The sequence below is a fragment of the Actinoplanes sp. URMC 104 genome, assembly GCF_051386375.1.
Lineage (GTDB): Bacteria > Actinomycetota > Actinomycetes > Mycobacteriales > Micromonosporaceae > Actinoplanes.
Window position 1 is genome coordinate 561,214 of sequence record NZ_JBPQTO010000011.1, and the last position, 26,221, is coordinate 587,434.

Genomic DNA, 26,221 nt, shown 5'->3' on the forward strand with positions numbered 1-26,221 from the left:
CCGAGCGCGCAGCGGCCCCGCCCCCGCACACGCGAGGACGGGGCCGATGAGCTGTCAGCCCTGCTGCCGGCGCAGGGCGGTGTCGATGGCCTCGATGATCCGCGGCCGCATCTCGGAGGCCTTGATCACCGCGTCGACCGAACCGACCTGCACCGCCCGCTGAATGCTGTGCACCCGATCGAACTCGGCCGCCACCTCACCCAACTTCTCCGTCCGCACCGCAGCCCGCAACTCCTCCAACCCAGCCGCCAAAGCACCCCGCTCCCCACCGGACGCCCCGGCCAACGCCGCCTCCGCCTCACGAACCCGCGGATCGTTCGCGGTCCGCCGGTTCACATCCCCGGTGAACACCACCGCCGCCGCCGGAGCACCCCCCAGCACCGACGCGAACGACCCCTCCAACGCCAGCACCGTCATCGCCGGATTCAACATCTTCGAGAACACCACGAACGCCCCACCGTGATACCGCGAAATCACCGTGAACACGATCGGGCCGGCGAAGTTCACGATCGCCCGGCCGATCTCCGCCCCGTACTCCAACTGCAACTTACGCATCGACTCCGGCGACCCGTCAAAACCCGACAGATTAGCCAGCACCACCAACGGCCGATTCCCCGACGCCGCATTGATCGCCCGCGCCGCCTTCTTCGACGACCGCGGGAACAACGTCCCCGCCGTGTACGTGTCCGGCCCATCAGTCGGCGGGAACCCCCGCCGCGGCACCGACCGCGACTCGATCCCCAACAAACACACCGGAATCCCACCCAGATGCACATCCTGCACCACCGCAGTCTCCGCATCGGCCATCCCCGCCCACCGTTCCAGCACCGGATGATCCTGGTCGGCCAGCGCGCGCATCACGGTGCGGATGTCGAACGGCTTCTTGCGGTCCGGGTTCGCCGTCGCGGAGAAGATCTCCCCGACCGTGGTGAAGTCGCTGCCGGCCACCACGTGCGGGAAGTCGGAGATGTCCCGGTCGACCGGATCGGTGGTCTCGGCCCGCCGCGGCCCGGCCTCACCCGGAACGACGTACGTGTGGTCGTAGTGCGACATGAGCACGTCCCGAGCCGCGGCCAGGTTCGGCGCCCAGTACTGCGCCTGACCGTTGGGGCCCATCACCCGGTCGTAGCCGCCGATACCGAAGTTGTCCTCCGCCGACACCCCACCGGAGAAGTCCAGCGACTGCTTACCGGTCAGCACCATCGCCGAATCCGGCGTCATCACCAGAATCCCCTTGGTGTGCATCAACATCGTCGCCTCGGCGTTCCAGTACGGCTGCGCCCCCACGTTGATGCCGGCCACCACGATGTTGATCTCACCACCGGCCTGGGTGAACTCCACGATCCGCTTCAACGCGGCCGCCACCCAGTCCATGTTCTCCGTACCGGAATCCATCGAGATCTTCGCGCCGGAGGACAGCGTGTACCACTCCAGCGGCACCCGCAGGCGGTCCGCGAGGTCGAGGGCGGCGATCACCCGGCGGCACTCCGGCTCCGCCAGCGAGCCCAGCGCCTTGGTGGGATCGCCGAGCAGCACCACCCGGGTGATGCCCTCGGGGTGCCGGGACGTCTGCGTGGTCACGACGCCGGCGACGATGCCCGCGGTGTTGCCGCCCTTGGGCCGGTCGACCGGCACGAGCTCGCCGGCGTCGGAGAGGTCGTGCTCGACGAAGTCGCCGAGCAGCGACGTCAGCTCGTACGGATAGACGGTGTTGCGGGCGGCCGCGCGCAGCACCTTGAGGCGGTAGTTGTCGAGCGGCTCGATCGGCTCGTCCGTGGGCTCGCCGACGGTGAGGACCGTCGCGCCGGTGGCGTCGTTGGAGATGCGCACCGCGATCTTGGTGAGCGCGCCCGTGGACGGGTCCTGGTGGCGGCCGATGAACTCGATCTCCTCGAGGCCCGCGCCCGCGCTGGTGGGCAGGATGCGACGGGCGATCATCTCCATCTCCGCGCGGGTGATGGAGATCGGCGGCCACACGTAGATGACGATCCGGTTGGTGCTGAACCGCTTGTCCGACGGCCGTTGCGCCTGCGCCCGGCGGATCGAGTCGAGGCAGGTCGCGATCGTCTCCTCGGCGGTGGGCAGCGAGACCAGCCGGCCGTCGTGCTCGCGCAGCTCGGTGAGGTCGCGCACCTGGGCGAAGGCCACCAGCCGGTCGTCGCCCGGGTTCTCCCGCGCGACGCAGCGGAACAGGTAGATCTCCTCGTCGGAGGAGGGCAGGCGGGTGAGGTCGAACTTGCGCAGCCGCTCGAGCTGCATGCGCTGGGCGATGTACGGGTGCAGGCCGCGGATCAGCCGTTCCTCGCTCATCCCCGCGCTCGACGGGCGCCAGGTGAAGTGGTGGTGCATGAGCGCGCCGCCGCGGCCCGCGACCGTGGCCGTGAGCCGGCGCACCTGCGCGGGCAGCGGGTGGGCGCTGATCACCTCGTGCAGCGCGGCGGCCATCGCGTCGGGGTCGGCCGGCTGGCCCTCCCACAGCAGGTAGACGTCGGCGTCGATGGGCGCGTCGCCGGCCAGCGCGGCGAGCCCGTCGAGCGCGGCGCCGAGCTGGTCGAACCGGCCCGCCGTCGACACGATCCACGAGCCGGCCCGCTCGGCGACGACGAACGACCCGGACGTCCGCAGGCCGGTGAGCCCCTTGTTGCCGTAGTAGCGGCGGGTCAGGACCTCGAGGATGACCGAGTTGTCGAGGTTGTGCCGCACGAGGCGCTGGCCGAGCAGCCGGACCAGCGGCTCGGTGCTGCGCACCATCTCGGCGATCCGCTCGTCGCGGTCGGGCGACTGCGGCTCGAGGTCGAGGTGGCGCAGGTGCTTGCGGATCTGGGCGTAGACGCGGGCGCGGTTGCGCAGCAGCAGCGGCTGGCCGAACCACGAGAACACCACGCCGCGGGCCAGGTCGGCCAGGGCCGGGTAGCGGATCTGGGTGGCCGCGACGAGCCGCTCGAGGGCCAGGCCGGCGGGCTCGCGCAGCGTCTCGTCGGGCGGCGGCGACTGCAGCCAGGCGCGCAGCAGCGCCGCGACCACGGACGCGTCGGCGGACCCGCGCTGCTGGGCCAGGAAGATGCGGAAGACCGCGGCCTCGAGCGCGGGCGTGCGCTCCAGCTCCTTGACGCCGTAGTGGCCGAGCGCCTTGGCGAGCCGCGCCTGGAACGACTCGGGCAGGCCGGCCCGCTCGACGTCGAGGCTCTGCAGATAGGTGTGGAAGAACTCGCGGGCGCTGTGCACGTGGGTGTCGCCCGGGCCGTCGTCGCCGGCCGGGCGGTTGCGGCTCAGCTCGGCCAGGTCGCTGAAGACCTCGAGCAGCGCGATCTCGCCCGCCAGCGGGCGCGGCCCGCTGCCGTCGGAGGCCGCGGCGAGGTAGTCGGCGAGCACGCGGCGCTCGTCGAGCGGGTCGACGTCGAAGCCGAGCAGCAGGCTGCGCAGGTCTTCCTGGCCGCGGGCGGCGCGGCGGCCGGCGGACTCCTCGGCGGGGGCGTCGGGCAGGTCGATCTCGACGGCGCCGACGGCCGCCTGCTGCTCGGCCCCGGCGTCGCCGAGCGGCTCGAGCCGCAGCAGCGCCGCGCCGGAGTCGACCTTGGCGCCGACCGCGACCAGCACCTCCTTGACGCGGGCCCGGAACGGCGCGCGGAGCACCGCCTCCATCTTCATGGCCTCGAGCACGAGCACGGGCGCGCCGGCCTCGACCTCGGCGCCGACCGCGAGCGGGGTGGCGATCACCAGCGCGGGCATCGGGGAGCGCAGCACGCCGCCCTCGTCGCGGCTGACGCGGTGGGTGACGCCGTCGACCTCGACCAGGTGGACCGGCCCGTGCGTGCCGGTGAGCAGCCGGTGCCGCTCGCCGTTGACGACGATGCGGCCGGTGTGCTTGTCGAAGCGCTCGAGCTCGACGTCGGCCGTGCGGACCAGCGGACCGGCCTCGATGCCGACGCGGAACCGGCGGGCGCCGACCCGGGCGACCCGCACCCGGTAGGTGACGCCGCGCAGCTTGAGGTCGAGCGGCTGGCCGCTCTCGTGGCGCACCTGCGGGCGGCCGCCGAACGCCGTGGACAGCAGGCGCTGCTGCTCGCTGCGCTCCTCCTCCTCGTAGCCCTCGATCGCGGCCGCGGCCAGCGCGACGGCGGAGTGCTTGTGCGAGACGAGGCGGCCTTCGCCGCGGACCCGGTCGATCCAGCCCGTGTCGGCCGAGCCGTCGATGACCTCCGGCTGGTCGAGCAGGTCGAGCACGAAGCTCTTGTTGGTGGCGCCGCCCTCGATGACGACCGTCGTCTCGGCCATCGCCCGGCGCAGCCGGCCCAGGGCCTCGTCGCGGTCCTTGCCGTACGCGATGACCTTGGCGATCATCGAGTCGAAGTCGCCCGGGATCGTGTCGCCCTCGCTGACGCCGGTGTCGACCCGGATGCCCGGACCGGCCGGCAGGTCGAGGCGGGCGATGCGGCCCGGCGACGGCGCGAAGTCGCGGTCGGGGTCCTCGGCGTTGAGCCGGGCCTCGACGGCGTGGCCGCGCTCGCGGGGCGGCTCGCCGGTCAGCCGGCCGCCCGACGCCACGTGCAGCTGGGCCTTGACCAGGTCGAAACCGGTGGTCGACTCGGTGATCGGGTGCTCCACCTGCAGGCGGGTGTTGACCTCGAGGAACGCGAGCAGGTCGTCACCGGGGTGGTAGAGGAACTCGACGGTCGCGGCGCCGCGGTAGCCCACGCGGACGGCGAGGCGCTCGGCCGAGGCCTTGAGCTCGGCGACCCGCGCGGGCGGCAGCACCGGCGACGCCGACTCCTCGATGACCTTCTGGTTGCGTCGCTGCACCGAGCAGTCGCGCACGCCCAGCGCCCACGCCGTGCCCTCGCCGTCGGCGATGACCTGCACCTCGACGTGGCGGGCGCCGGTGACCAGGCGCTCGAGGAACACGATGCCGCTGCCGAAGGCGCGGGCCGCCTCCTGGCTGGTGCGCTCGTAGGCGTCGGCGAGCTGGTCGGGGTCGCGCACCACGCGGATGCCGCGGCCGCCGCCGCCGGCGGTCGCCTTGAGCATCAGCGGGTAGCCGATGTGCTCGGCGGCGGCCAGCGCGGCCTCGAGGGTCTCGACCGGCCCGCGGCTCCACGGCGCGACCGGGACGCCGACCTCCTCGGCGATCAGCTTGGCGCCGATCTTGTCGCCGAGCTTGCGCATCGCCTCGGCGTCCGGCCCGATGAAGGTGACGCCGACCCGCTCGCACAGCTCGGCGAACGCCGGGTCCTCCGCGACGAAGCCCCAGCCGACCCAGGCGGCGTCGGCGCCGGTGTCGGCCAGCGCGCGCTCGAGGGCCTTGAGGTCGAGGTAGGGCCGGGCGGCGGCCGGACCGAGGTCGTACGCGATGTCGGCCTCGCGGACGAACGTCGCCCCGCGATCGACGTCGGTGAACAGCGCCACCGTCTCGATCGGGGCCGAGGTCTCGGCGGCCAGCTCACGGACTGCGTGGATGAGGCGCATGGCGGCCTCACCACGGTTGACGATGGCAATACGACTGAACACCCGAACGCGTCCCTACCTCACCCGGAAAAGCTTCGTCAGGAGACTACATGTGACGCCTCGGGCCGGGCACGGCCTTGGGTAGGGGGTCCACCCGGTACTTCGGCACGCTGCCGGGGCGAGGGGCCGGTGTTAGCGTCGGCGCATGCGAGTTGCCCGACTTCACGGTGCCGGCGACGTCCGGTTGCACGACGAGGATCAGCCGTCGCCCGGCGAGGGCGAGCAGCTCGTCGAGGTGACCTCGGTGGGCGTGTGCGGCTCGGACCTGCACTGGTTCACCGAGGGCGGGATCGGCGACGCCGCGGTCGCGCGGCCGCTCGTGCTGGGGCACGAGATGGCGGGCGTCATCCGGGGCGGAGCGGACGACGGCGTACGGGTGGCGATCGACCCGGCCCTGCCGTGCGGTCACTGCGAGCCGTGTGAGCGCGGCGACCCCAACCTCTGCCTCAACATCGTCTTCGCGGGGCACGGCTCGTGCGACGGCGGCCTGCGGCAGTTCCTGACCTGGCCGGCCCACCGCCTGCACCGGCTGCCCGACGCGTTGTCCGACGACGACGGCGCGGTCCTCGAGCCGCTCGGCGTCGCCCTGCACGCGATGGACCTCGGCCACCAGCGGATGGCCTCGACGGCGGCCGTCGTCGGCTGCGGGCCGATCGGCCTGCTGCTCGTGCAGCTCGCCCGGCGGCACGGCGCCACCCGCGTGCTGGCCGCCGAGCCGCTGCCGCACCGGATGGCCGCCGCGGAGAAGTTCGGCGCCGAAGCGGCCACCGGCGACGGCCTCGCCGACGTGGTCTACGAGGTCTCCGGCTCCGAGGAGGCCGTCGACACCGCGTTGCGGCTGGCCAAGCCGGGCGCGCGGGTGGTGCTGGTCGGCATCCCCGACGGCGACCGCACGTCGTTCAGCGCCGCGCTCGCCCGCCGCAAGGGGCTGACGCTCGTGCTGGCGCGGCGGATGGGCGAGGTCTATCCCCGCGCGATCGACCTGGCCGCGCGCGGGCTGGTCGACCTGGCCCCGCTGGTGTCGGACGTGTTCCCGCTCGACGACGTGACCGGCGCGCTGGCCACGGCCGCCGCCCGCACCGGGCTGAAAGTGATCGTCCGGCCGAACGCGACGTAGGCTCGCCGCCATGCCGACGATCACGACCAGCGACGGGGTGCGGCTCAACTACGCCGACGAGGGCGACGGGGTTCCGGTCGTCCTGATCGCCGGGTTCTGCGCGCCGCTGGAGAGCTGGGAGCTGCAGCGGGCCGCGCTCGTCGCGGAGGGCTACCGGGTCGTCGGCCTCGACCGCCGCTCGCACGGCGGCTCGGACTCACCCCCGTACGGTCAGCGCCTGTCCCGCCACGGCAAGGACGTGCAGGAGGTGCTCGCCGCGCTGAGCCTCGACGACGTGGTGCTGGTCGGCGGGTCGATGGGCGCGAGCGCGATCTGGGCCTACTACGACCTGTTCGGCGCCGAGCGGCTGCGGGCGGTGGTGACGATCGACCAGACCCCCAAGATGGTCAACGACGTCTCCTGGGAGCACGGCTTCTACGGTCTGACCAGGCACAACGTGGGTACGTTCTTCGACGGCGGCGTCCCGGACACCGGGCGCGGGCTGCGGGAGCACCGGTTGGCGGGCATTTCCCGGGTGGTCGAGGCGCTGGGCCGCCCGCCGGTGTTCGCCGATCCGCGGACGCCCGAACGCCGCGCGCTGCTGCAGAACCACGCCGAGGCCGACTGGCGCGACGTGATCGCCCGCATGCGGGTGCCCGCGCTGTTCGTCGCCGGCCGGCAGAGCCAGCTGTGGCCGTGCGGGCACGCGAGCGCCGCGGCCGCCACGAACCCGCTGGCCGAGGCCGTCACGCTGGACGACTGCGGGCACGCCGCGAACCTCGACCAGCCCGAGCTCACCAACGCCGCGATCCTGGAGTTCCTGTCGTGAAGGACCTGCTCAGCGGCCTCGACGTGATCGACGACGCGGACGTCCTGGAGAGCCTCAGCCACGACGACGCCGAATGGGCGCCCTACGGCCGGGCGCTGGCCGCCGTCCGCCCCCGGACCACCGAGGACGTACGGCGGGTGGTCGCGGCGTGCGCCGCCCGGCGGGTGCCGATCATCCCGCGCGGGGCGGGCACCGGTCTGTCCGGCGGGGCGAACGCGGTCGACGGCGCGATGATCCTCGACCTGTCGCGGATGAACCGGATCGTCGAGATCGACGCCGACAACATGACCGCCACCGTGCAGCCCGGTGTGATCAACGACGACCTCAAGCGGGCGGTCGCCGAGCACGGGCTGTGGTATCCGCCCGACCCGGCCAGCGCGCCGTGGTCGACGATCGGCGGCAACGTGTCGACCAACGCGGGCGGGCTGTGCTGTCTCAAGTACGGCGTGACCCGCGACTACGTGCTGGGGCTGGAGGCCGTGGTGGGCGGCCCGGCCGGCGAGTACGGCACGGTGGTGCGCCTGGGCAGGCGGACGACCAAGGGCGTCAGCGGCTACGACCTGGCCGGGCTGTTCACCGGCTCGGAGGGCACCTTCGGGGTGCTGACCGAGGTCACGCTGCGGCTGCGTCCGGCCCGCCGGGAGGCCCCGCGGACGGTCGTCGGCGCCTTCGGCAGCGTGGTCGCCGCGGGCGAGGCCGTGGCCGCGATCACCCGGGCCGGGCTGCTGCCGGCCGCCCTCGAGCTGCTCGACCGCACCTGCCTGCGCGCCGTCGAGGAGTGGAAGCACCTGGGCCTGGAGTCCGACGCGGCGGCGCTGCTGCTCGCCCAGCTCGACACCCCCGGCCTGGCCGGCGACGAGGAGGCGTCGTCGGTCGCCGGGGTGTTCCGGTCGGCGGGCGCGCTGTGGGCCGAGCAGTCCACCGACGAGATCGAGGCCGAGGCGTTGTTCGCGGCGCGACGGCTGGCGTACCCGGCCCTGGAGCGGCTGAGCCCGGTGCTCACCGAGGACGTCTGCGTGCCCCGCTCGCGCGTGCCCGAGATGCTGACGGCCATCGAGCAGATCGCCGCGCGGCACGGCGTCACGATCGCGACCATCGCGCACGCCGGCGACGGCAACCTGCACCCGCTGATCCTGGCCCCGGCCGGCGACGACGCGGCGCGGCGAGCGGCGCAGGCCGCGTTCGAGGACATGCTGGCCGCCGCGATCGCCATGGGCGGGACGGTGACCGGTGAGCACGGCGTCGGGCTGCTCAAGCGGGCCGGAATGCGGCAGGAGCTGTCGGATCCGGTGCTCGCCATGCAGGTCGCCGTGAAGCAGACGCTGGACCCGCTCAACCTGTTCAACCCCGGCAAGGTCATCGGCTGAACGGACGACCGCGACGAGGGGAATCCCGGCGCGGGAGTTGAGGCGTCCGCGCCGCGGACCCCATGCTGGCGCGCATGCAATTTGTCCCTCGTGTCTGTTTTGCCGCAATCGTGGCCGTACCGTTGGCGCTCGCCGGGCCGGGCGGCGCCGCGCTGGCCGCCGCCACGCCCAACGTCGACGCCTCGTACGGCACGGCGGGCATCGCCACGGTGGCCGGCGACCCGTCCGGCACGGCCGTCGACGCCGCGGGAAGGGCCTTTCTCATCACCACCGACGCGCTGGGTGACACGAGCCTGAACCGGCTGACCGCAGGCGGGGCCAGAGACACCTCGTTCGGTACGGGCGGGGCGGTCGCGCTGCCGTACGGCGGTCTGCTCAACGTCAACACCGACGGCTCGGCCTCCGTGGTCACCGCCGGTGGCGACCAGCGCGGCCTGCTCGTGCACCGGGTGAGCGGCACGGGCGCCACGCTCGCGTCGACCAGCGTGCTCGCCGACCGCACGGTCGAGACGGTCGCCGGTGTGACCGGACGGGCGGACGGCGTGCTGATCGTGCACGGCATCGACCGGAGCACCTCCCCCGCCGCCCATCTGCTCGCCGCGGTCCGGCCGGACGGGACGCTCGCCACCACGTGGGGCGCGGGCGGCGTGGTCACGGTGCGGGAGAGTGTCCACTCGGTCGCGGCCTCCGGCACCACCGTCGCCGTGCTCACGGACGCGGGCGTACGCCGCTACACCGCCGCCGGCATCGAGGACAGCGCCCCGGCCGCGGCGCTGCCCACCGGCTTCCAGCCGTACGCGATCACGGCGGCCGGCGGCGCGTACCTGGTCAGCGGCTCCGCCGCCGGCCGGATGGCCGTGGTGCGGGTGCTGGCAACCGGCGCGAGCGACACCGGCTTCGGCAGCGCCGGAATGGCCGTGGGCGCGGCGCACGACTGCACGCCGACCGGACGGCGCTCGTTCGCGACCGCGGCGGGCGTCTACCTGATCGGGCACGGCGACTGCGGCGCGAGCCAGGTCTACGTGCAGCGGTTCACCGCGGCCGGGATCGCGGACGGCACATTCGGCAACGGCGGCGAGGTCGTCGTCGACCAGGTGGGCGCGCAGCGCAGCCTAGGCGGCAGCGGCGGCGGCGCGCAGCCCGACGGCAAGGTCGTCGTGACGTTCGAGTCGGCGAACAACACGGCGAGCGCCGTCCGGCTGCTGCCCTCGGCGGTCGTTCCCGCCCCGTACGTGCCGGTCCCCACGACCCGGGTGCTCCCGGCCACGCAGCTGGGCCCGCAGAAGTCCGTCACGGTCACCATCCGCGGAACGGGCGTGGCAGCGGTCGCGCTGGACGTGGCGGTCGCGCGTGGACGGGCCGCCGGCGGCGTGCTGGTCCACCCGACGGGCGGCCGGGTTCCCGCGGCGCCCACCAACGTGCACGTCGCCGGGCAGGCGGTCACCCAGCGGCTCGTGGTCCCGCTCGGCAGCGGCGGCCGCATCACGCTGCGCAACGCCTCCGGCGGCTCGGCCCACCTGGCCGCCAACCTGGTCGGGTGGTACCGCGCCGGCTCGTACGTGCCGGTCACGCCCGCCCGCATCCTCAACGCCCGCGGCCTGCGCGGCGGGAAGACGCTCACCTTCAACGTCGCGGGACGCGTCGGGGTGCCCGCCACCGGCGTCCGCGAGGTGCTGGTGAACGTCTCGGTCAACGGCGTGACGCGGGCGGGCAGCCTGAAGCTGTTCCCGGCCGGCGCCCGGACGCCCGCCGCGGTGGTCGCCACGCACGCGGCCAGGCAGCCGGGCAACGCGACCGTCCGCGTGACGCTCGGCACGTCCGGCCGGCTGACCGTGCTGAACAACGCCGCGGCCTCCGGGAATGTCACCGTGGACGTGGTCGGCTACCTGAAATCCTGATGCGGCCGGGCGTACGGTCCCTCCTACACTTGCCGGATGGCGCAGAGGAGACCGACGCTGGCCGACGTCGCCGCGGAGGCCGGCGTGTCCAAGGCGGCCGTCTCCCGGGTCATCAACGACGCGCCGGGCGTGTCGGCGCAGACCCGGGAGCACGTCCGCCGGGTGATCTCGCACCTGGGCTACCGGCCCGACCCGGTGGCCCGCGCGCTGGCCTCCGGGCACGGCGAGGTCGTCGAGCTGGTGATCGTGGACGACACCGCGGTGTTCGGCACCAGCCCCTACTACGGCCGGGTCACCGCGGGCGTGCTGCAGGAGCTGGCCGGCAGCAACGCCCAGCTGCGCGTGCACGTCGTCGAGGAGCGCGACACCGCCGCGCTGCTCAACCGCATCGCCGCCTCGGTGAGCCTGGGCGTCCTACTGATCCACGTGCCGTCCGAGCTGGCCGTCGACTTCTACCGGCGCTGCGAACGGGTCGTCACGCTCGGCCCGTCGGTGCCCGGCCTGCCGTTCGTCGGCCTGGAGAACGCCGACGGGGCGTACGCCGCCATGCAGCACCTGCACGCCACCGGCCGGCGCCACATCGCCGCGCTGCACGGCCAGGCCGGCAACTCCTGCGCCGACGGCCGCCGGGAGGGCTACCGCCGGGCCGTGCGCGACTTCGGCCTGCCCGACATCTCCGCCACCGGCAAGTTCCGCCGCGAGTCCGGCTACGAGCTGACCCGCCGGCTGCTCGAGTCGCACCCGCGGATCGACGCCATCTTCGCCGGCTGCGACCTGATGGCCACCGGAGCCATGCAGGCCCTGGGCGACGCCGGCCGCAAGATCCCCGACGACGTGGCCGTGGTCGGCTTCGACGACAGCGTGATCGCCGAGTGCGCCAACCCGCCCATGTCCTCGGTGCACCAGCCCGTCGAGCAGATGGCCGCCGCCGCGACGCGTGCCCTGATCAACCGCCAGATAGCCCCGCACTGGCGCCTGGTCTTCCCCGCCAGCCTCCAGGTCCGCCAGAGCACGGCCGCCTGAGGGCTCACCCCAGGCGCTGCTGCAGGGCGGTCAGCGGGCCGTCCCAGTCGCGGGCCAGGGCGCCCAGGAACTGCTGGGCGACCTTCATGGGGGCGGAGTCCACGCGGTAGCGGACCCGGCGGCGCTCGCCCGGCTCGGCCACCACCAGGCCGGCCTCGGCCAGCAGGGCGAGGTGCTTGGCGATGGCCTGCCGGGTGATGGGCAGCCGCGCGGCCAGGTCGGTCGCGGTGGCGGGGCCGCCGGCCGCCAGCGCGGCGAGGATGCCGCGCCGGCTCGGGTCGGCCAGGGCCGTGAAGACCTCCTGCGCGACGGATTCCAGATCAGAGTTTTCCATCGAGATACGCGACCAGCTCACCCAGTTCGTTCGTCCAGCCCTCGGTGTTGCCCGAGTACGCCGCCTTGTGGCCGTCGCCGTCCGCCACTTGCGCGAAGCCGGTCTCGACCACGGTCAGCGTAGTGCCGGCGGCCGTCGGCTCCAGCGTGAACTCCACGTAGGTCCGTCGCGGGTCGCCCGCCGGGAGGCCCGAGATCGGCCATGTGTACGCGAACACCTTCGGCGGCTCGACGCGCTCGATCGTGAGGGTGGCGGTGTCGCCGCTGTCCCAGGTGAGCGTCGCCTCGCCGCCGACGCGCAGGTCCACCTCGGCCCGGTTGCCGAACCAGGTGCCCAGGCCGTCGGCGGTCGTGAGCGCGGCCCACACCTTCTCCACCGGGTGGGTCAGCTCGAGGGTGCGCTCGATCCGGTCGGGGAATGCCATGTCGATCTCCTCATGTCGCAACTGTTTGGTTGCTACTCACGCTATAGCAACCATGCAGTTGCGTCAACCGCGGGAGCCGGCGAGGCGCGGCGGTCAGGAGCGGAGCTGGAAGACCAGGTTGAACGGGGTCTCGGCGACCCGCCGGAACGAGGTGAAACCGGCCGAGGCGGCGACGGCGCGCAAGCGGGGCTCGCCGGCCTGGGCGCCCAGCGCGGTCCCCACCTCCTGGGCGAGGGAGTTGGGCGTGCAGAGCAGCGTGGACGCTCCGTAGTAGACGGCGCCCACGGGGTTGAGGTTGTCGGCGACCGTGTCGCCGGCGAACGGCTCCACCAGCAGGATGCTGCCGCCGGGGTCGAGGTGCTCGCGCAGGTGGCGCAGCGTCCCGGCGGGGTCTCCCATGTCGTGCAGGCAGTCGAACAGGCAGATCAGGTCGTACGTGCCGGAGAGCTCGGTGGCGGAGGCCGCCTCGAAGCGGGTGCGGTTGGCGACCCCGGCGAGGGCGGCCCGGTCGCGGGCGGCGGCGATGGAGCCGGCGTGGTAGTCGATGCCCACGAAGGTCGACTCCGGGTACGCCCCGGCCAGCAGGATGGTGGAGGCGCCGTGCCCGCAGCCCACGTCGGCGACCCGGCAGCCGGCCCGCAGCCGTTCCTCGACACCGCCGGACAGGGCGGGGATCCACTCCCCCACGAGGTGGGCGTGGTAGCCGGGCCGGAAGAACCGCTCGCAGCCCTCGAACAGGTCGCGGTGGTGCTCGTGCCAGCCGACGCCCTCGCCGGTGCGGAAGGCGTCCACCAGGCGGTCGGTCGAGCGTACGGCCGCCAGCACCAGCTCGAAGCCGCCGATCACGCAGGCGCCGCTGTTCTCGTCGGTGAGCGCGACGGCGTGCTCGGCGGACAGCGAGAACCGGTCGTCACCCTCGTACGAGACGTATCCGGAGGCGGCCTGGGCGCAGAGCCATTCCCGTACGTACCTTTCGGCCGTTCCCGTCGCGGTGGCGAGCTCGCCGGGCGTCATCGGGCCGGCGCCGGCCATCGCGCGGTACAGGCCCAGCTTGTCGCCGATCACCGCCAGCGAGCCGGCCAGCATCGCGCCGAAGTCGCCGACCGCCTTGAAGACGAACTCCATGAGCCGCTGCTCGTCCACAGTCGTCACCGTCATGACATGTCCTCTCGCGTCGTGTCCGTGGTGCCGGCAACCTAGCCGCGGGGATTTCCGCGCAGTGTCCGCTTGCTGTCCGCGCCGGGGACGCGACCGGCGCACAATCATCGGATGCCGGCCGGCCTGCGTCTTCGTCTGCTCGGCGGCTTCCGGGCGGAGGTCGCCGGCACGCCCGTGGCCGCGGGCGCCTGGCGGCGCAGCGGCGCGACCGCACTCGTCAAGATCCTGGCCCTGCGGCACCGGCTGCACCGCGACCAGGTGATCGACCTGCTGTGGCCGGGCGCCGACCCCGCCCTGGGCGCCGGCCGGCTGCACAAGTCGCTGCACTACGCCCGCCGGGTGCTGGGCGGCGACCGCATCCGGCTGCGCGACGACCTGCTGAGCCTGGACCCGGCGGACCTGTGGGTGGACGTCGACGCGTTCGAGGCCGCCGCCGCGAGGGGGGACCTCGAGGAGGCGCTGGCGCTCTACACGGGCGACCTGCTGCCCGAGAACAGGTTCGACGCCTGGGCCGAGCCGCGCCGCGCCGAGCTGCGGGCCGCGGTGGTGCCGTTGCTGCTCGAGCGGGGCGACCGGGCGGCGCTGCACCGGGTCGTCGAGCTCGATCCGCTGCACGAGGAGGCGTACGGCCGTCTGATGCGCCTGGAGGCGGCGCAGGGCAGGCGGCATCTCGCGTTGCGCTGGTACGACCGGCTGGCCGAGGCGCTGCGTACCGAGCTGGACGTCGAGCCGGGCGACGACCTGCGGCGGCTGCGCGCGGAACTGGCCGCCGACCCGCCGGGGGAACCGGCCGGGCACGTGCCCGAGGAGCGCAAACTCGTCACGGTTCTCGATGCGGACCTGCGGGGCGTACGGGACGCCGACGCCGACGCCGATCCCGAGACGGCCCGCCGCGAGGTCGCCGCCTGGACCGACCTGCTCGCGGCCGCGGTCGAACGGTGGGGCGGCACCGCCGAGCGGCTGGTCGGCGGCGGCGTGATCGGCGTCTTCGGGTTCCCGGCAGCCCGCGAGGACCATGCCGCCCGCGCCCTCTGGGCCGGCGACGAGGTGCTGCGCAGCTTCCCCGTCCCGATCCGCCTGGGCGTCGACACCGGCGAGATCATCGCGCCCGAGATGTCCGGCGTGGAGAGGGAAGGTCGGGAGAGGCTCCGCGGAGCAGGAGAGGCCGGTGGGCCACTGGGCGCAGGAGGGATGACCGGCGGCCCGGCGCGGACGGGCGGCAGGCCGGCGCGAACGGGCGGCGGGCTGGCGGGGACGGGCGGCGGGCCGGCGGGGATCGGTGGGCCGGTGCTCGACAGCGCGGCGCGGCTGCGGGCCTCGGCGGCGCCGGGGACGTTGCTGGCCGCGGAGCGGACGTGCCGGGCGGCGGAGGGGACGGGCCGGGGCGCGCCGAGCGGGTTCCGGTTCGAGCAGGCGGCAGAGGAGGCGGGCAAGGGGGCGCGCCGGCTCGTGGGCGCGGACCGGGCGGCGCCGGACGGCCGCGACGAGCCGCCGATGGTGGGGCGGGCGGCGGAGCTGGGGGCGGTGCTCGGGCTGGTCGACGAGGCGGTGGGCAGCCGGCGGCCGCGGCTGGTCACGGTGTCGGGGGCGGCGGGCATCGGCAAGACGCGGCTCGTGCACGAGGTGATCGCGCGGCGGCCCGGGCTGTGCGTGTTGCGGGGACGGTGCCTCGCGGCGGGGGACGGCATCACGTACTGGGCCCTGGGGGAGATCCTTCGCGAGGCGTGCGGCATTCCGCTCGGCGACTCCGGCGGACGCGCCCGGCAGCGGTTGCGGGACCGGCTGCGCGGGCTGCTCGGGGAGCCGGACATCTTCGCGCTCGCCACCACGGCGGGCCTGCGCCTGCCGGGAAACCCGCTGGACGAGGCCGACCCCCGCGACGTCGCCGACGCGCTCGCCCGGGCGTGGCCGCGGCTGGCCACGGCGCTGGCCGCGCGGCAACCGCTGCTGCTGATCGTCGAGGACCTGCACTGGGCAGGCGCGCCGCTGCTGGCCCTGCTCACCCGGCTGGTGGCCCGCGCCGACGGCCCGGTCGTCCTGCTGGCGACCACCCGCCCCGGGCGCGATTCCGCCGACGGCGACGTGGTGTCGCTGCGGGCGCTGCCCGACGGCGACGCCCGCACCCTGCTCGACGCCCTCGGGCACCGGCTCGACCCGCGCCGCCGGGCCCAGATCCTGGCACGTGCCGACGGGAACCCGTACTTCCTGGGCCAGCTCGCCGCCCACGTGGCCGAGGGCGGCCGCGGCGCCCTCCCCGACACGCTGCACGCCCTGCTGGCCGCCCGCATCGACGCCCTGCCGCCCGCCGAGAAGGACCTGCTGCGCCGCGCCGCCGTGGTGGGCCGCACCTTCTGGGCCGCTCCCCTGCGCGCCGCGCCCGCCCAGCTGTCCGCGCTCGAGGCCCGAGGCCTGGTCCGCGCCCGCCCGGCGTCCACCGTGGCCGGGCAGGAGGAGTACGCCTTCCAGCACGCCCTGCTGCGCGACGTCGCGTACGCGGGCCTGCCGATCGCCGAGCGCGCCGCCGGGCACGCCGAGGTCGCGGGCTGGCTGGAGGAGGTCGCCCGGGAGCGCGTGCACGAGGTGATCGAGCTGGTCGCCGTCCACTACGCCGCCGCGGCGGACGGGCCGGCGCCGGGCGAATGGGTGCGCGGCAAGGCGTTCCGGTCGCTGATCTCCGCCGGGGCGCTCGCGCGCCGCCGCTCCGCCGTGCACCGGGCGCTGCAGCTGCACCGCCGGGCGCTGCGGTACGCCGCGAACCCGGCCGAGCGCGCCGAGGCGATCGAGGCGGCCGGCGACGACCACGAGACCGCGTACGACGGCGACGAGGCCGTCCGGGCGTGGCGCGAGGCGATCGCCACGCTGCCGCCCGGCAACCGGCGGGCCGGGCTGTGCCTCAAGGTGGCCCAGATGGTCGTGGCCCGCTGGGGCGGGTTCCGGGCGCCGGCCGACCCCGCGCTGGGCGACCGGGTCATCGACGCGGGCCTGGCGGTCGTCACCGACCCGGCGATCGAGGCGCAGCTGCTCGCCCTGCGCGCGCTGTGCGGCAGCCGCTGGACCGGCACCGGGCGCGCCGATCCGCTGCCGGCGCCGGGACGCAGCCGGGCCGCGGCCGGCGCGCGCCGGATCGCCGGGCGGCTGGGCTCGCCGACCCTGGGCGCGCTCGCGCTGCTGGGGCAGGCGTCGGTCTGCTTCCTCGAGGAGCGCTACGACGACGCGGTGGAGGCCGTGCTCGAGGAGGTCGCCCTGGTCGAGCAGGAGGGCCGCGACCGGGACCGGGCGCTCGGGCAGGCGATCGCCACCGTGGTCGTCGGCGGGGTGCGCGGCGACTACCGCGGCGCGCTGGAGCACGCGCGACGCTCGTACGACTGGGCCCGCGAGCTCTCCCCGCACGACCGGCTGCACGGCACCGCCGCGGTGCTGATCTGCCTCGAGCAGCTGGACCGCCTCACCGAGGTGGACGCCTACCTCGACGAGCACCTGAGCCTGCGGCAGGGTCCGCTGGCCGCGATGAGCTGCCCGTACATCCGCAGCGGCCCGCTCGTGGGCGCGCTCGCGCTGGCCGGTCGCGGCGAGCCCGAGCGGGCGCGCGAGGTGGCCGCCACGGTGGTTCCCGACCACGATCACCCGGGCATGGCCGAGGCGATGCGCGCGCTGCTCGACCTGCGGCTCGGCGACGTCACGGCGGCGCGGGCAGCCGCCGGGCGGATGGTCGCGCTGGGGCGGCGTCCCGGCCCCGAGGAGATCCCGCTCGAGTCGTGGGTGCTGGTGCAGGCGCTCGAGGCGGCCGGCGACCACGCGGCGCTGCGGCGGTTCCTGCCCCGGGCGCGCGAGGCGGCGCGCTATCTGGCGCTGCTCCGGCCGTGCTGCGAGCGGATCTCACGCCTGGATCCAGTCGAAGGTGCGTGAGACCGCGCGCTGCCAGTTGCCGTACTCCGTCTCACGCCGGCCGGGCTCCATCGTGGGCAGCCACTGCGCCGCGCGGTGCCAGTTGCGGCGCAGACCCTCGAGGTCGGGCCAGTAGCCGACGGCCAGCCCGGCCCCGTAGGCAGCGCCCAGCGAGACGGTCTCGGCGGCCAGGGGGCGGACGACCGGGACGTCCAGCACGTCGGCGATGTACTGCATCAGCAGGTTGTCGGCCGTCATGCCGCCGTCGACGCGCAGCGTGGACATCGCCAGGCCGGAGTCGGCGTTCATCGCGTCGACCACCTCGCGGGTCTGCCAGGCGCTCGCCTCGAGCACCGCCCGCGCGAGGTGACCCTTGGTGATGTACGAGGTGAGGCCCACGATGACCCCGCGGGCCTCGCTGCGCCAGTACGGGGCGTACAGCCCGCTGAACGCCGGCACGATGTAGCACCCGCCGTTGTCGCTCACCGTGCGCGCGAGCGTCTCGATCTCGGGCGCGCTGGCGATCAGCTCGAGCTGGTCACGGAACCACTGCACCAGCGAGCCGGTGATGGCGATCGAGCCCTCCAGGGCGTACGCCGCCGGTTCGCCCTCGATCTGGTACGCCACCGTGCTGAGCAGCCCGTGCGTCGAGCGGACCAGCTCGGCGCCGGTGTTGAGCAGCAGGAAGCTGCCGGTGCCGTACGTGCACTTGGCCTCCCCCGGCGCGAAGCAGGTCTGCCCGAACAGCGCCGCCTGCTGGTCGCCGAGCGCCGCGCCGATGCGCACGCCGGGAAAGGCCGACGTGGCCGTGCCGAACACGCCGACGGACGGGCGCACCTCGGGCAGCATCGCGCGCGGGATGCCGAAGAACGCCAGCGACTCCGGCGACCAGTCCAGCGTGTGCACGTCGAGCAGCAGCGTGCGGCTGGCGTTGGTGACGTCGGTGACGTGCAGGCCGCCGGTGAGCTTCCAGATCAGCCAGGTCTCCATCGTGCCGAACAGCACCTCGCCGCGCTCGGCCCGCTCCTGCAGGCCCGGGTGGTGGTCGAGCATCCAGCGCAGGCGCGGTCCGGAGAAGTACGTGGCCAGCGGCAGGGCCGACCGGTGGCGTACGCCCTCGGCGCCGTCCGCCTCCCCCAGCCGGCCCACCATCGTGTCGGTGCGGGTGTCCTGCCAGACCACGGCGTGCCCGATCGGGTTGCCGGTCGCCCGGTCCCACAGGATCGTGGTCTCCCGCTGGTTGGCGATGCCGACCGCGGCCACCTGGTCGATCGACGCCCCGGCCCGGCGCAGCGCCTCGGGCCCGAGCCGTTCGACGTTGCGCCAGATCTCGGCGGCGTCGTGCTCCACCCAGCCCGGCCGCGGGTAGTACTGCTTGTGCTCCTGCTGGGCGAGGGAGACGAGCTGGCCGCGGCGGTCGAAGACGATGCACCGGGTCGACGTGGTGCCCTGGTCGATGGCGACGACATAGCGCTCGGACATGGTCCCTCCCCAAGGGGTGTCAGTGGCGGGCGGCTCCGAGGTCACGGGACACCGCGCGGGCGGCGTCGCGTACGTTGGCCACCAGCTGCGGCCGTGGGCGGTACCGGCTGTCGCACAACCGCTCGACGTGGCCGGAGATGCCGATGGCGCCGACGACCAGACCGCCGTACGCCCGGATCGGCGCGGCGATCGACGCCTCGCCCGGGGTCAGCTCCTCGATGTCGGCGCTCCAGCCGGCGTCACGCACCTCGCGCAGCGCGAGCGCGAGGTCGCGGGGCCGGGTGAGGGTGCGGCTGGTGAACCGGTCGAGCCGGGCGGGCGGCGTCACCCCGTACGCCAGCAGGGACTTGCCCAGGGCGGTCGCGTGCAGCGGCAACAGGCTGCCCACGTCGAGGGTCTGGAACGTGTCGTCGGGCCGGAACACGTGGTGGACGATCAGCACCTGTCCCTCGAGGACCGTGCCGATGCGCACCGCCTCCCCGCTGCGCGCGGCCAGCGGGTCGGCCCAGTTGATCGAGCGGGATCGCAGCTCGTTGACGTCGAGGTAGCCGGTGCCCAGCCGCAGCATCGCCGCGCCGAGCTGGTAGTGGCCGGAGGCGCGGTCCTGCTCGACGAAGCCCACCTTGCGCAGCGTCTGCAGGATGCCGTGGGTGGTGCCCTTGGCCAGGTCGAGCGAGCGCGCGATCTCGCCGAGCGACAGCCGTCCGGCGCCGGCCGCGAGCAGACGCAGCACCGCGGCGGCGCGCTCGATCGACTGCACTGTTCCCGGCACGTGTCGACGATATGTCTCCGCCCAGACGCGCCCGCCCGTCAACGTTCGACATTGTCGAATGGTGTTCATTGTTCGTGCCGGTGCGGCTACCTAGCGTCCTGCAAGAGGTCGACCTGGAGGAGGCCACATGGCGTCACGACTCAAGGTCCCGGGGCTGGTTGCCGAGTTGGCGGCCGAGTTCGCCGGAACCATGATCCTCATCTTGTTCGGTGTCGGTGTCGTGGCCCAGGTGGCCGGCGCCGAGATCGGCGACCACGACAGCATCGCCTGGGCCTGGGGGCTCGGCGTGATGCTCGGCGTGTACGTGGCCGGGCGGATCAGCGGGGCGCACCTGAACCCCGCGGTCACCATCGCGCTGGCGGTGTTCAAGGGCTTCGAATGGCGCAAGGTCCTGCCGTACAGCATCGCGCAGACCCTCGGCGCGTTCGTCGCCGCGCTGATCGTGCGGTGGAACTACACCGAGGTCCTGCACGCCGCGGACCCCGGCCTGACCATCAAGACTCAGGGCGTCTTCTCGACCCTGCCCGGCAACGGGGCCCTGCCGGTCGGCGAGTGGGGCGCCTTCCGCGACCAGATCATCGGCACGGCGATCCTGCTGTTCCTGATCCTGGCCATCACCGACGCGGCCGGCACTCCCCCGGCCGCCAACCTCGCCCCGTTCGTCATCGGCCTGCTGGTGGTCGGCATCGGCATGGCCTGGGGCACCAACGCCGGGTACGCGATCAACCCGGCCCGCGACTTCGGACCGCGACTCGCCAGCTTCCTCACCGGCTACGGCGGGGCATGGCGGGACCAGACGGGGTATCTCTATTTCTGGATCCCGATCGTGGCGCCCATCCTGGGCGGGGTGCTCGGCGCCGGCCTGTACCAGGGGTTGATCGGCCGGTACCTGCCCGCCCTGGGCCAGGAGCCGGGGCAACTGCCCGACCAGCAGACCAGAGAGACTGTGGAGGCACGCAATGGCTGACTTCGTCGGCGCCGTCGACCAGGGCACGACCAGCACCCGGTTCATGATCTTCGACCACGGCGGCAACGAGGTGGCGCGCCACCAGCTCGAGCACGAGCAGATCCTGCCGCAGGCCGGGTGGGTCGAGCACAACCCGGTCGAGATCCTGGACCGTACGGTCACCGTCACGCGCACGGCCATGCAGAAGGCCAACCTGCAGGCGAGCGACCTGGCCGCGCTGGGCATCACCAACCAGCGCGAGACCGCGGTGGTGTGGGACCGCACGACCGGCCGGCCCTACTACAACGCCATCGTCTGGCAGGACACCCGCACCGACCGGATCGCCTCGGCGCTCGACCGCGACGGCCGCGGCGACGTGATCCGCCGCAAGGCCGGGCTGCCCCCGGCCACGTACTTCAGCGGCGGCAAGATCCAGTGGATCCTCGAGAACGTCGACGGGGTCCGCGAGGCGGCCGAGCGCGGCGACGCGATCTTCGGCAACACCGACAGCTGGCTGCTGTGGAACATGACCGGCGGCGTCGACGGCGGCAACCACCTCACCGACGTGACCAACGCCAGCCGCACGATGCTGATGAACCTCGAGACCCTCGACTGGGACGACGAGCTGCTCAGCTTCTTCGGCATTCCGCGGTCGATGCTGCCCGAGATCCGGCCGTCGTCCGACCCCGCCACGTACGGGGTGGCGCGCTGGCCGGGCCCGCTGGGCGGCGAGGTGCCGCTGACCGGCGACCTCGGCGACCAGCAGGCGGCCACGGTCGGGCAGGTGTGCTTCGCGCCGGGCGAGGCCAAGAACACGTACGGCACCGGCAACTTCATGCTGCTCAACACCGGCACCGAGCTGGTGCGCAGCGAGAACGGCCTGCTGACGACCGTCTGCTACAAGTTCGGCGACTCCGCGCCGATCTACGCGCTGGAGGGTTCGATCGCGGTGACCGGCTCGGCCGTGCAGTGGCTGCGCGACCAGCTGCACATCATCCGGGAGGCGGCCGAGAGCGAGCGGCTCGCCTCGCAGGTGGAGGACAACGGCGGCGTCTACTTCGTGCCGGCGTTCTCCGGGCTGTTCGCCCCCTACTGGCGCTCCGACGCCCGCGGCGCCATCGTGGGCCTGTCCCGCTTCAACACCGACGCGCACATCGCGCGGGCCACGCTCGAGTCGATCTGCTACCAGAGCCGCGACGTGGTCGACGCGATGGCGCAGGACTCCGGCGTGACGCTCGACGTGCTCAAGGTGGACGGCGGCATCACGGCGAACAACCTTGCCATGCAGATCCAGGCGGACGTGCTCGGCGTGCCGGTCAGCCGGCCGGTCGTCGCCGAGACCACCGCGCTGGGCGCCGCGTACGCGGCCGGGCTGGCGGTCGGGTTCTGGAAGAACACCGACGAGCTGCGCGAGAACTGGAACGAGTCGCAGCGCTGGGAGCCGCAGTGGTCCTCGGAGCAGCGGGAGACGGGCTACGGAAGGTGGAAGAAGGCCGTGGAACGCACCCTCGACTGGGTCGACGTGGACTGATGATGACCGTCGCACTCTCCCCGCAGTATCGGGACTCGGCGCTGGCCGCGCTGGCCGGCGCCGAGCTCGACGTCCTGGTGGTCGGCGGCGGCGTGGTCGGGGCGGGGGCGGCGCTCGACGCCGCCACCCGCGGCCTGTCCGTCGGCCTGGTCGAGGCGCGCGACCTCGCGTCCGGCACGTCGAGCCGCTCCAGCAAGCTGCTGCACGGCGGCCTGCGCTACCTCGAGATGCTCGACTTCGCCCTGGTCCGGGAGGCCCTGCACGAGCGCGACCTGATCCTGTCGCGCCTCGCGCCGCACCTCGCGCGGCCGGTCCGGTTCCTCTACCCGCTCAAGCACCGCGCGTGGGAACGCGCCTACGCGGGCGCGGGCGTCACGCTCTACGACACGATGGCGCTGGGCGGCGGCATGCCGCGGCACCGCCAGCTCACCCGCACCGGCGCGCTGCGGGTCTGCCCGGCGCTGCGCAAGGAGGCGCTGGTCGGGGCGATCCAGTACTACGACGCGCAGGTGGACGACGCGCGGCACACGATGTTCCTCGCGCGCACCGCGGCGGCGTACGGCGCGCACGTGGCCTCGCGCACCGAGGTGGTGGGCTTCCTGCGCGAGGGGGAGCGCGTCACCGGCGTACGGGTCAAGGATCTGGAGTTCGACCGGGAGTTCGAGGTCCGCGCCCAGCAGGTGATCAACGCGACCGGGGTGTGGACCGACGACACCCAGGCGCTGGTCGGCGAGCGCGGCCAGTTCCACGTGCGCGCCTCCAAGGGCATCCACCTGGTGGTGCCGCGCGACCGCATCCAGTCGGCGAGCGGCCTGATCCTGCGCACCGAGAAGAGCGTGCTGTTCGTGATCCCGTGGGGCCGCCACTGGATCGTCGGGACCACCGACACCGACTGGTCGCTCGACAAGGCGCACCCCGCGGCGTCCAGCACCGACATCGACTACCTGCTCGAGCACGTCAACTCGGTGCTGTCCACGCCGCTGACCCGCACCGACGTGCAGGGCGTGTACGCCGGCCTGCGCCCGCTGCTCTCCGGCGAGTCCGAGGCCACCTCGCAGCTGTCCCGCGAGCACATGGTCGGCAGCCCCGTGCCCGGGCTGGTCGTGGTCGCCGGCGGCAAGTACACGACGTACCGGGTGATGGCCCGCGACGCGGTCGACGCCTGCGTGCACGGGCTGGGCCGCTCGGTCGCCAAGTCGTGCACCGACCGCGTGCCGCTGCTCGGCGCGGAGGGCTTCCCGGCACTGTGGAACCGCCGCCGCATCCTGGCCGACGAGTCGGGACTGCACGTGGCCCGCGTCGAGCACCTGCTGGGCCGCTACGGCTCGCTGGTGCACGAGGTGCTCGGCCTGCTCACCGCCGACCCATCGCTGGCCCGGCCGCTGACCGGGGCCGACGACTACCTGCGGGCGGAGATCGTCTACGCCGCCGGTCACGAGGGCGCCCGCCACCTCGAGGACGTGCTCACCCGGCGCACCCGCATCTCGATCGAGACCTTCGACCGCGGCGTCATCTGCGCGGCCGAGGTCGCCGAGCTGATGGCGGGGGTGCTCGGGTGGACGCCCGAGCAGACCGCCCGCGAGGTGGAGCACTACCGCGCCCGGGTGGAGGCCGAACGCGAGTCGCAGGAGCAACCCGACGACGAGACCGCCGACGCGACGCGGCTGGGCGCCCCCGACGTGGTCCCGGTGACCGCCTCGCGGGCCTGACCGGTCAGCCGACGAACAGCACCTCCCGGAAGGCCGGGCTCGGTCCTTCCAGGAGGCGCTGTCGCCGGTGGCGCAGGTGCAGGTCGAAGAAGGCGAGCGGGTACGCCTGCTGGATCCGCACCGCCCGGGCCGGGGGGAAGGTGCCGACCCAGCCGGCGAGCTCCTCGGCGCTCATCCCGGTGATCGCCGCCAGCTGCGGGATCAGCCACTGGGTGTCGCAGAAAACGGCGTGGGGCGCGCACTTGGCGTGCACCTGGAGCCGCCACCCGCGCAGCAGCGGCCAGAACTCGGCGACGCCGGACTCCTCGCCGCCCGGGACGTTCTCGGCGGTCATCAGCATGAACGGCCGGTCGAGCTCGGCGGCGGGCGGCTGGGACAGCATCGGGCCGTCCAGGCTGAGCCCGGCCCGCACCCGCCGGTCGACGTTCATGACCAGGGCCGTCGCGGTCGCGCCCTTGGAGAAGCCGTACATGCCGACGCGGCTCAGGTCGAGGGCGGCGCCCAGGCCGGCCGGCAGCGGGCGGCGCCCGGCGTCGGGGTTGCGCCCGGCGGCGAGCTCCTCGATGCGGTCAAGGACGAACCGGACGTCGCGGGCGTGATCCCACGGCGTGGAAGACACCTCGGTGGGGACGATGAGCCGGCCGTCCGGGAACTCGCCGTACGAGTCGTTCGGGCTGTTCACCGTGACCACGACGTAGCCGTGGCTGGCGAGCTCCTGGGTCACGATCGTCGCCTCGGACCGGTGCCCGCCGGCGCCGTGGGAGAACAGGACGACGGGCAGCCGGCCGGAGGTCCGCAGCACCGGTGCTCCCCCGTGGCCGGCGGTCCGGGGCGCCGCCGCGACGTCGGCGCCGAAGCCGGCCGACTCGAGCAGCGCCCGCATCGGCGCGGCGGGCAGCCACGGCACGACCGGATGGCGCCGGGCGTCGCGGGTGGCGGGATACCAGACGCCGGCCATCAGCTCCCGGCCGTGCCCGGCCAGGTGCAGCGACACGGCGCCGACCGGGTGCGGTCCGGTGGGCGGGGGCAGCGTGAGCCGGGCGGCGGCCGCCGAGCCGCGAGCGGCGCCGAGCGGCACGGCGGCCCCGGCGGCGAGCGCGGCGGTGAGCAGGCTCCGGCGGGTCAGGGCGAGGGTCATCGGTCCTCCGGGGTGGTGGTTTCGACGCGGCTGATGAGCTGCTTGAGCCGCCGGATCTCGTCGGCCAGCGCGGTGTCGCCGGCGGCGGTGAGGGTGATCCAGGTGCGGCCGCGCTTGCCCTCGTAGCCCTTCTCGACCTCGACGAGCCCGGCCTCCTCCAGCACGCTCAGGTGCTTGGAGAGGTTGCCGGCGGTCAGCTCCAGATGCGTGCGCAGATAGCCGAACTCGACCCGGCGTGCCTCGTGCGTGATGGTCAGGATGCCGAGCCGCACGCGCTGGTGCACCACCTCGTCGAGCCCGGTGACCGGGTGCGCGGCGTCCGGATCGGGCACGCCGGTCACGGCCGTCACCGCTGCCGCCGGTGGGCCGCCCGGAACCCGGCGGCGCCCAGCAGCAGCACGACGCCGGCGAGGAGCTGAGGCACCGCCATTCCCGTGCGGAGACCCCAGTGCGGCGGCCCGAAGCCGAAGTCCATCGGCAGCACCAGCAGCACCAGAGCCAGGTAGGCCAGGGTGAACAGCAGCAGCGCGACGTTGCGCTCCACCCGGGCCAGCACGAGCAGCCCGATGCCGATCGCCCCCCACGGCATGATCAGGCGGTCGAGCACGAACCACCAGTACGGCAGCGGATCCATCGGCGCCGGGTGGCTCCGGAGGTACAGGGCGGCGGCCACCGCCACGCCGGTGAACACGACGGTGGTCACGGCGCCCGTGATCGCGTACGGCAGGACCCGCGCGCCCAGGCCCCGCGCCCGGGCGGCCCGCACGTAGCAGACGGCGATAGCCGCGTACGCCAGCAGCAGCGCCGGGGGCCAGTAGTAGAGCAGGCCGCGCCGGGCGAACTCGCAGCTGCCGTCGGGGTGGCAGCGCACCCACATGCCGAACCAGTCGAACGGGATCCCCGCGAGCGTCACCGCGCCGAGGATCGTCAGCGCGGCCCAGGTCATCCGCTGGTCGCGCCGGACCTGGTGGGTGAGGGCGCGCACGTCCGAAAGCAACTGCCGGGGGTCGGCGCCCAGGGGCACCGCTTCGCTGTCCATGCCAACAGGTTTCCACAACAAACCAGTCGGCGCTAGTGCGAATGTCTACTTCGGCCCTCAGCTGGTCGATGCGTTTTTTGGTGGGGCC

18 protein-coding genes are annotated in these 26,221 nt (G+C 74.0%); 9 read left to right on the plus strand and 9 right to left on the minus strand.

The annotated features are described in order from the left end of the window. Nucleotides 1-54: 54 nt before the first annotated feature. Nucleotides 55-5,505 carry a carboxyl transferase domain-containing protein gene (locus ACSNN8_RS28435; protein WP_436652790.1) on the minus strand — a complete coding sequence of 1,817 codons (5,451 nt, stop codon included), beginning with the start codon at nt 5,503-5,505 and terminating at the stop codon, nt 55-57. Between the two features lie 142 nt (nt 5,506-5,647). Between ACSNN8_RS28435 and ACSNN8_RS28440 the strand changes: the two genes are divergently transcribed. The 5 genes from ACSNN8_RS28440 (at nt 5,648) to ACSNN8_RS28460 (ending at nt 11,715) form a co-directional block, all read left to right on the plus strand. Further along, nucleotides 5,648-6,619, plus strand: a complete 972-nt coding sequence (locus ACSNN8_RS28440) for a zinc-dependent alcohol dehydrogenase (protein ID WP_436652792.1) — start codon at nt 5,648-5,650, stop codon at nt 6,617-6,619. Between the two features lie 10 nt (nt 6,620-6,629). After that, nucleotides 6,630-7,427 (plus strand): alpha/beta fold hydrolase, encoded by a 798-nt coding sequence (locus ACSNN8_RS28445; protein WP_436652793.1) that lies wholly within the window; start codon nt 6,630-6,632, stop codon nt 7,425-7,427. After that, on the plus strand, nt 7,424-8,794 hold the full coding sequence (locus ACSNN8_RS28450; protein ID WP_436652795.1) for an FAD-binding oxidoreductase: 1,371 nt from the start codon (nt 7,424-7,426) through the stop codon (nt 8,792-8,794). The genes ACSNN8_RS28445 and ACSNN8_RS28450 overlap by 4 nt, the downstream gene beginning before the upstream one ends. Before the next feature lie 110 nt (nt 8,795-8,904). Then, on the plus strand, nt 8,905-10,692 hold the full coding sequence (locus ACSNN8_RS28455) for a hypothetical protein (RefSeq protein ID WP_436652796.1): 1,788 nt from the start codon (nt 8,905-8,907) through the stop codon (nt 10,690-10,692). A 36-nt stretch (nt 10,693-10,728) separates the two neighbouring features. Then, on the plus strand, nt 10,729-11,715 hold the full coding sequence (locus ACSNN8_RS28460) for a LacI family DNA-binding transcriptional regulator (protein WP_436652798.1): 987 nt from the start codon (nt 10,729-10,731) through the stop codon (nt 11,713-11,715). Between the two features lie 4 nt (nt 11,716-11,719). Here ACSNN8_RS28460 and ACSNN8_RS28465 read toward each other — a convergent pair whose 3' ends face one another. The 3 genes from ACSNN8_RS28465 to ACSNN8_RS28475 form a co-directional block, all read right to left on the minus strand. Beyond that, on the minus strand, nt 11,720-12,049 hold the full coding sequence (locus ACSNN8_RS28465) for an ArsR/SmtB family transcription factor (RefSeq protein WP_436652800.1): 330 nt from the start codon (nt 12,047-12,049) through the stop codon (nt 11,720-11,722). After that, nucleotides 12,036-12,473 (minus strand): SRPBCC domain-containing protein, encoded by a 438-nt coding sequence (locus ACSNN8_RS28470; protein ID WP_436652802.1) that lies wholly within the window; start codon nt 12,471-12,473, stop codon nt 12,036-12,038. Before ACSNN8_RS28470 ends, ACSNN8_RS28465 begins: the two co-directional genes overlap by 14 nt. Nucleotides 12,474-12,566: 93 nt before the next feature. Then, entirely contained in the window at nt 12,567-13,631 is a 1,065-nt protein-coding gene (locus tag ACSNN8_RS28475; RefSeq protein ID WP_436652804.1) for a class I SAM-dependent methyltransferase, read from the minus strand. A 111-nt stretch (nt 13,632-13,742) separates the two neighbouring features. Between ACSNN8_RS28475 and ACSNN8_RS28480 the strand changes: the two genes are divergently transcribed. Then, nucleotides 13,743-17,537, plus strand: a complete 3,795-nt coding sequence (locus ACSNN8_RS28480) for an AAA family ATPase (RefSeq protein WP_436652806.1) — start codon at nt 13,743-13,745, stop codon at nt 17,535-17,537. Here ACSNN8_RS28480 and glpK (ACSNN8_RS28485) read toward each other — a convergent pair. Both glpK (ACSNN8_RS28485) and ACSNN8_RS28490 read right to left on the minus strand, forming a co-directional pair. Then, nucleotides 17,508-18,998 carry a glycerol kinase GlpK gene (gene glpK / locus ACSNN8_RS28485; RefSeq protein ID WP_436652808.1) on the minus strand — a complete coding sequence of 497 codons (1,491 nt, stop codon included), beginning with the start codon at nt 18,996-18,998 and terminating at the stop codon, nt 17,508-17,510. The two genes, ACSNN8_RS28480 and glpK (ACSNN8_RS28485), sit on opposite strands and share 30 nt — an antisense overlap. A 19-nt stretch (nt 18,999-19,017) precedes the next feature. After that, on the minus strand, nt 19,018-19,770 hold the full coding sequence (locus tag ACSNN8_RS28490) for an IclR family transcriptional regulator (protein WP_436652809.1): 753 nt from the start codon (nt 19,768-19,770) through the stop codon (nt 19,018-19,020). Nucleotides 19,771-19,897: 127 nt separating this feature from the next. Between ACSNN8_RS28490 and ACSNN8_RS28495 the strand changes: the two genes are divergently transcribed. Genes ACSNN8_RS28495 through ACSNN8_RS28505 form a run of 3 tightly spaced genes read left to right on the plus strand, consistent with a single transcriptional unit; the run spans nt 19,898 to nt 23,956 of the window. Then, complete coding sequence (locus ACSNN8_RS28495; RefSeq protein WP_436652811.1) at nt 19,898-20,737, plus strand: MIP/aquaporin family protein; 840 nt, start codon at nt 19,898-19,900, stop codon at nt 20,735-20,737. Beyond that, a complete protein-coding gene (glpK, locus tag ACSNN8_RS28500; protein ID WP_436652813.1) occupies nt 20,730-22,247 on the plus strand; it encodes a glycerol kinase GlpK in 1,518 nt (505 codons plus the stop codon). The genes ACSNN8_RS28495 and glpK (ACSNN8_RS28500) overlap by 8 nt, the downstream gene beginning before the upstream one ends. Continuing rightward, complete coding sequence (locus tag ACSNN8_RS28505) at nt 22,247-23,956, plus strand: glycerol-3-phosphate dehydrogenase/oxidase (RefSeq protein ID WP_436652814.1); 1,710 nt, start codon at nt 22,247-22,249, stop codon at nt 23,954-23,956. The genes glpK (ACSNN8_RS28500) and ACSNN8_RS28505 overlap by 1 nt, the downstream gene beginning before the upstream one ends. A gap of 4 nt (nt 23,957-23,960) precedes the next feature. Here the strand turns inward: ACSNN8_RS28505 and ACSNN8_RS28510 are convergent, their stop codons facing one another. From ACSNN8_RS28510 to ACSNN8_RS28520, 3 genes are read right to left on the minus strand one after another with little or no spacing between them, the layout of a single operon-like run. Then, nucleotides 23,961-25,094 carry an alpha/beta hydrolase family protein gene (locus tag ACSNN8_RS28510; RefSeq protein WP_436652816.1) on the minus strand — a complete coding sequence of 378 codons (1,134 nt, stop codon included), beginning with the start codon at nt 25,092-25,094 and terminating at the stop codon, nt 23,961-23,963. Further along, nucleotides 25,091-25,444, minus strand: coding sequence for a transcriptional regulator (locus ACSNN8_RS28515; RefSeq protein WP_436652818.1), 354 nt, complete (start codon nt 25,442-25,444; stop codon nt 25,091-25,093). Before ACSNN8_RS28515 ends, ACSNN8_RS28510 begins: the two co-directional genes overlap by 4 nt. Continuing rightward, the gene (locus ACSNN8_RS28520; RefSeq protein ID WP_436652819.1) at nt 25,441-26,133 is read right to left on the minus strand and encodes a hypothetical protein; all 693 of its coding nucleotides are present in this window, start codon (nt 26,131-26,133) and stop codon (nt 25,441-25,443) included. Before ACSNN8_RS28520 ends, ACSNN8_RS28515 begins: the two co-directional genes overlap by 4 nt. Nucleotides 26,134-26,221 lie beyond the last annotated feature (88 nt).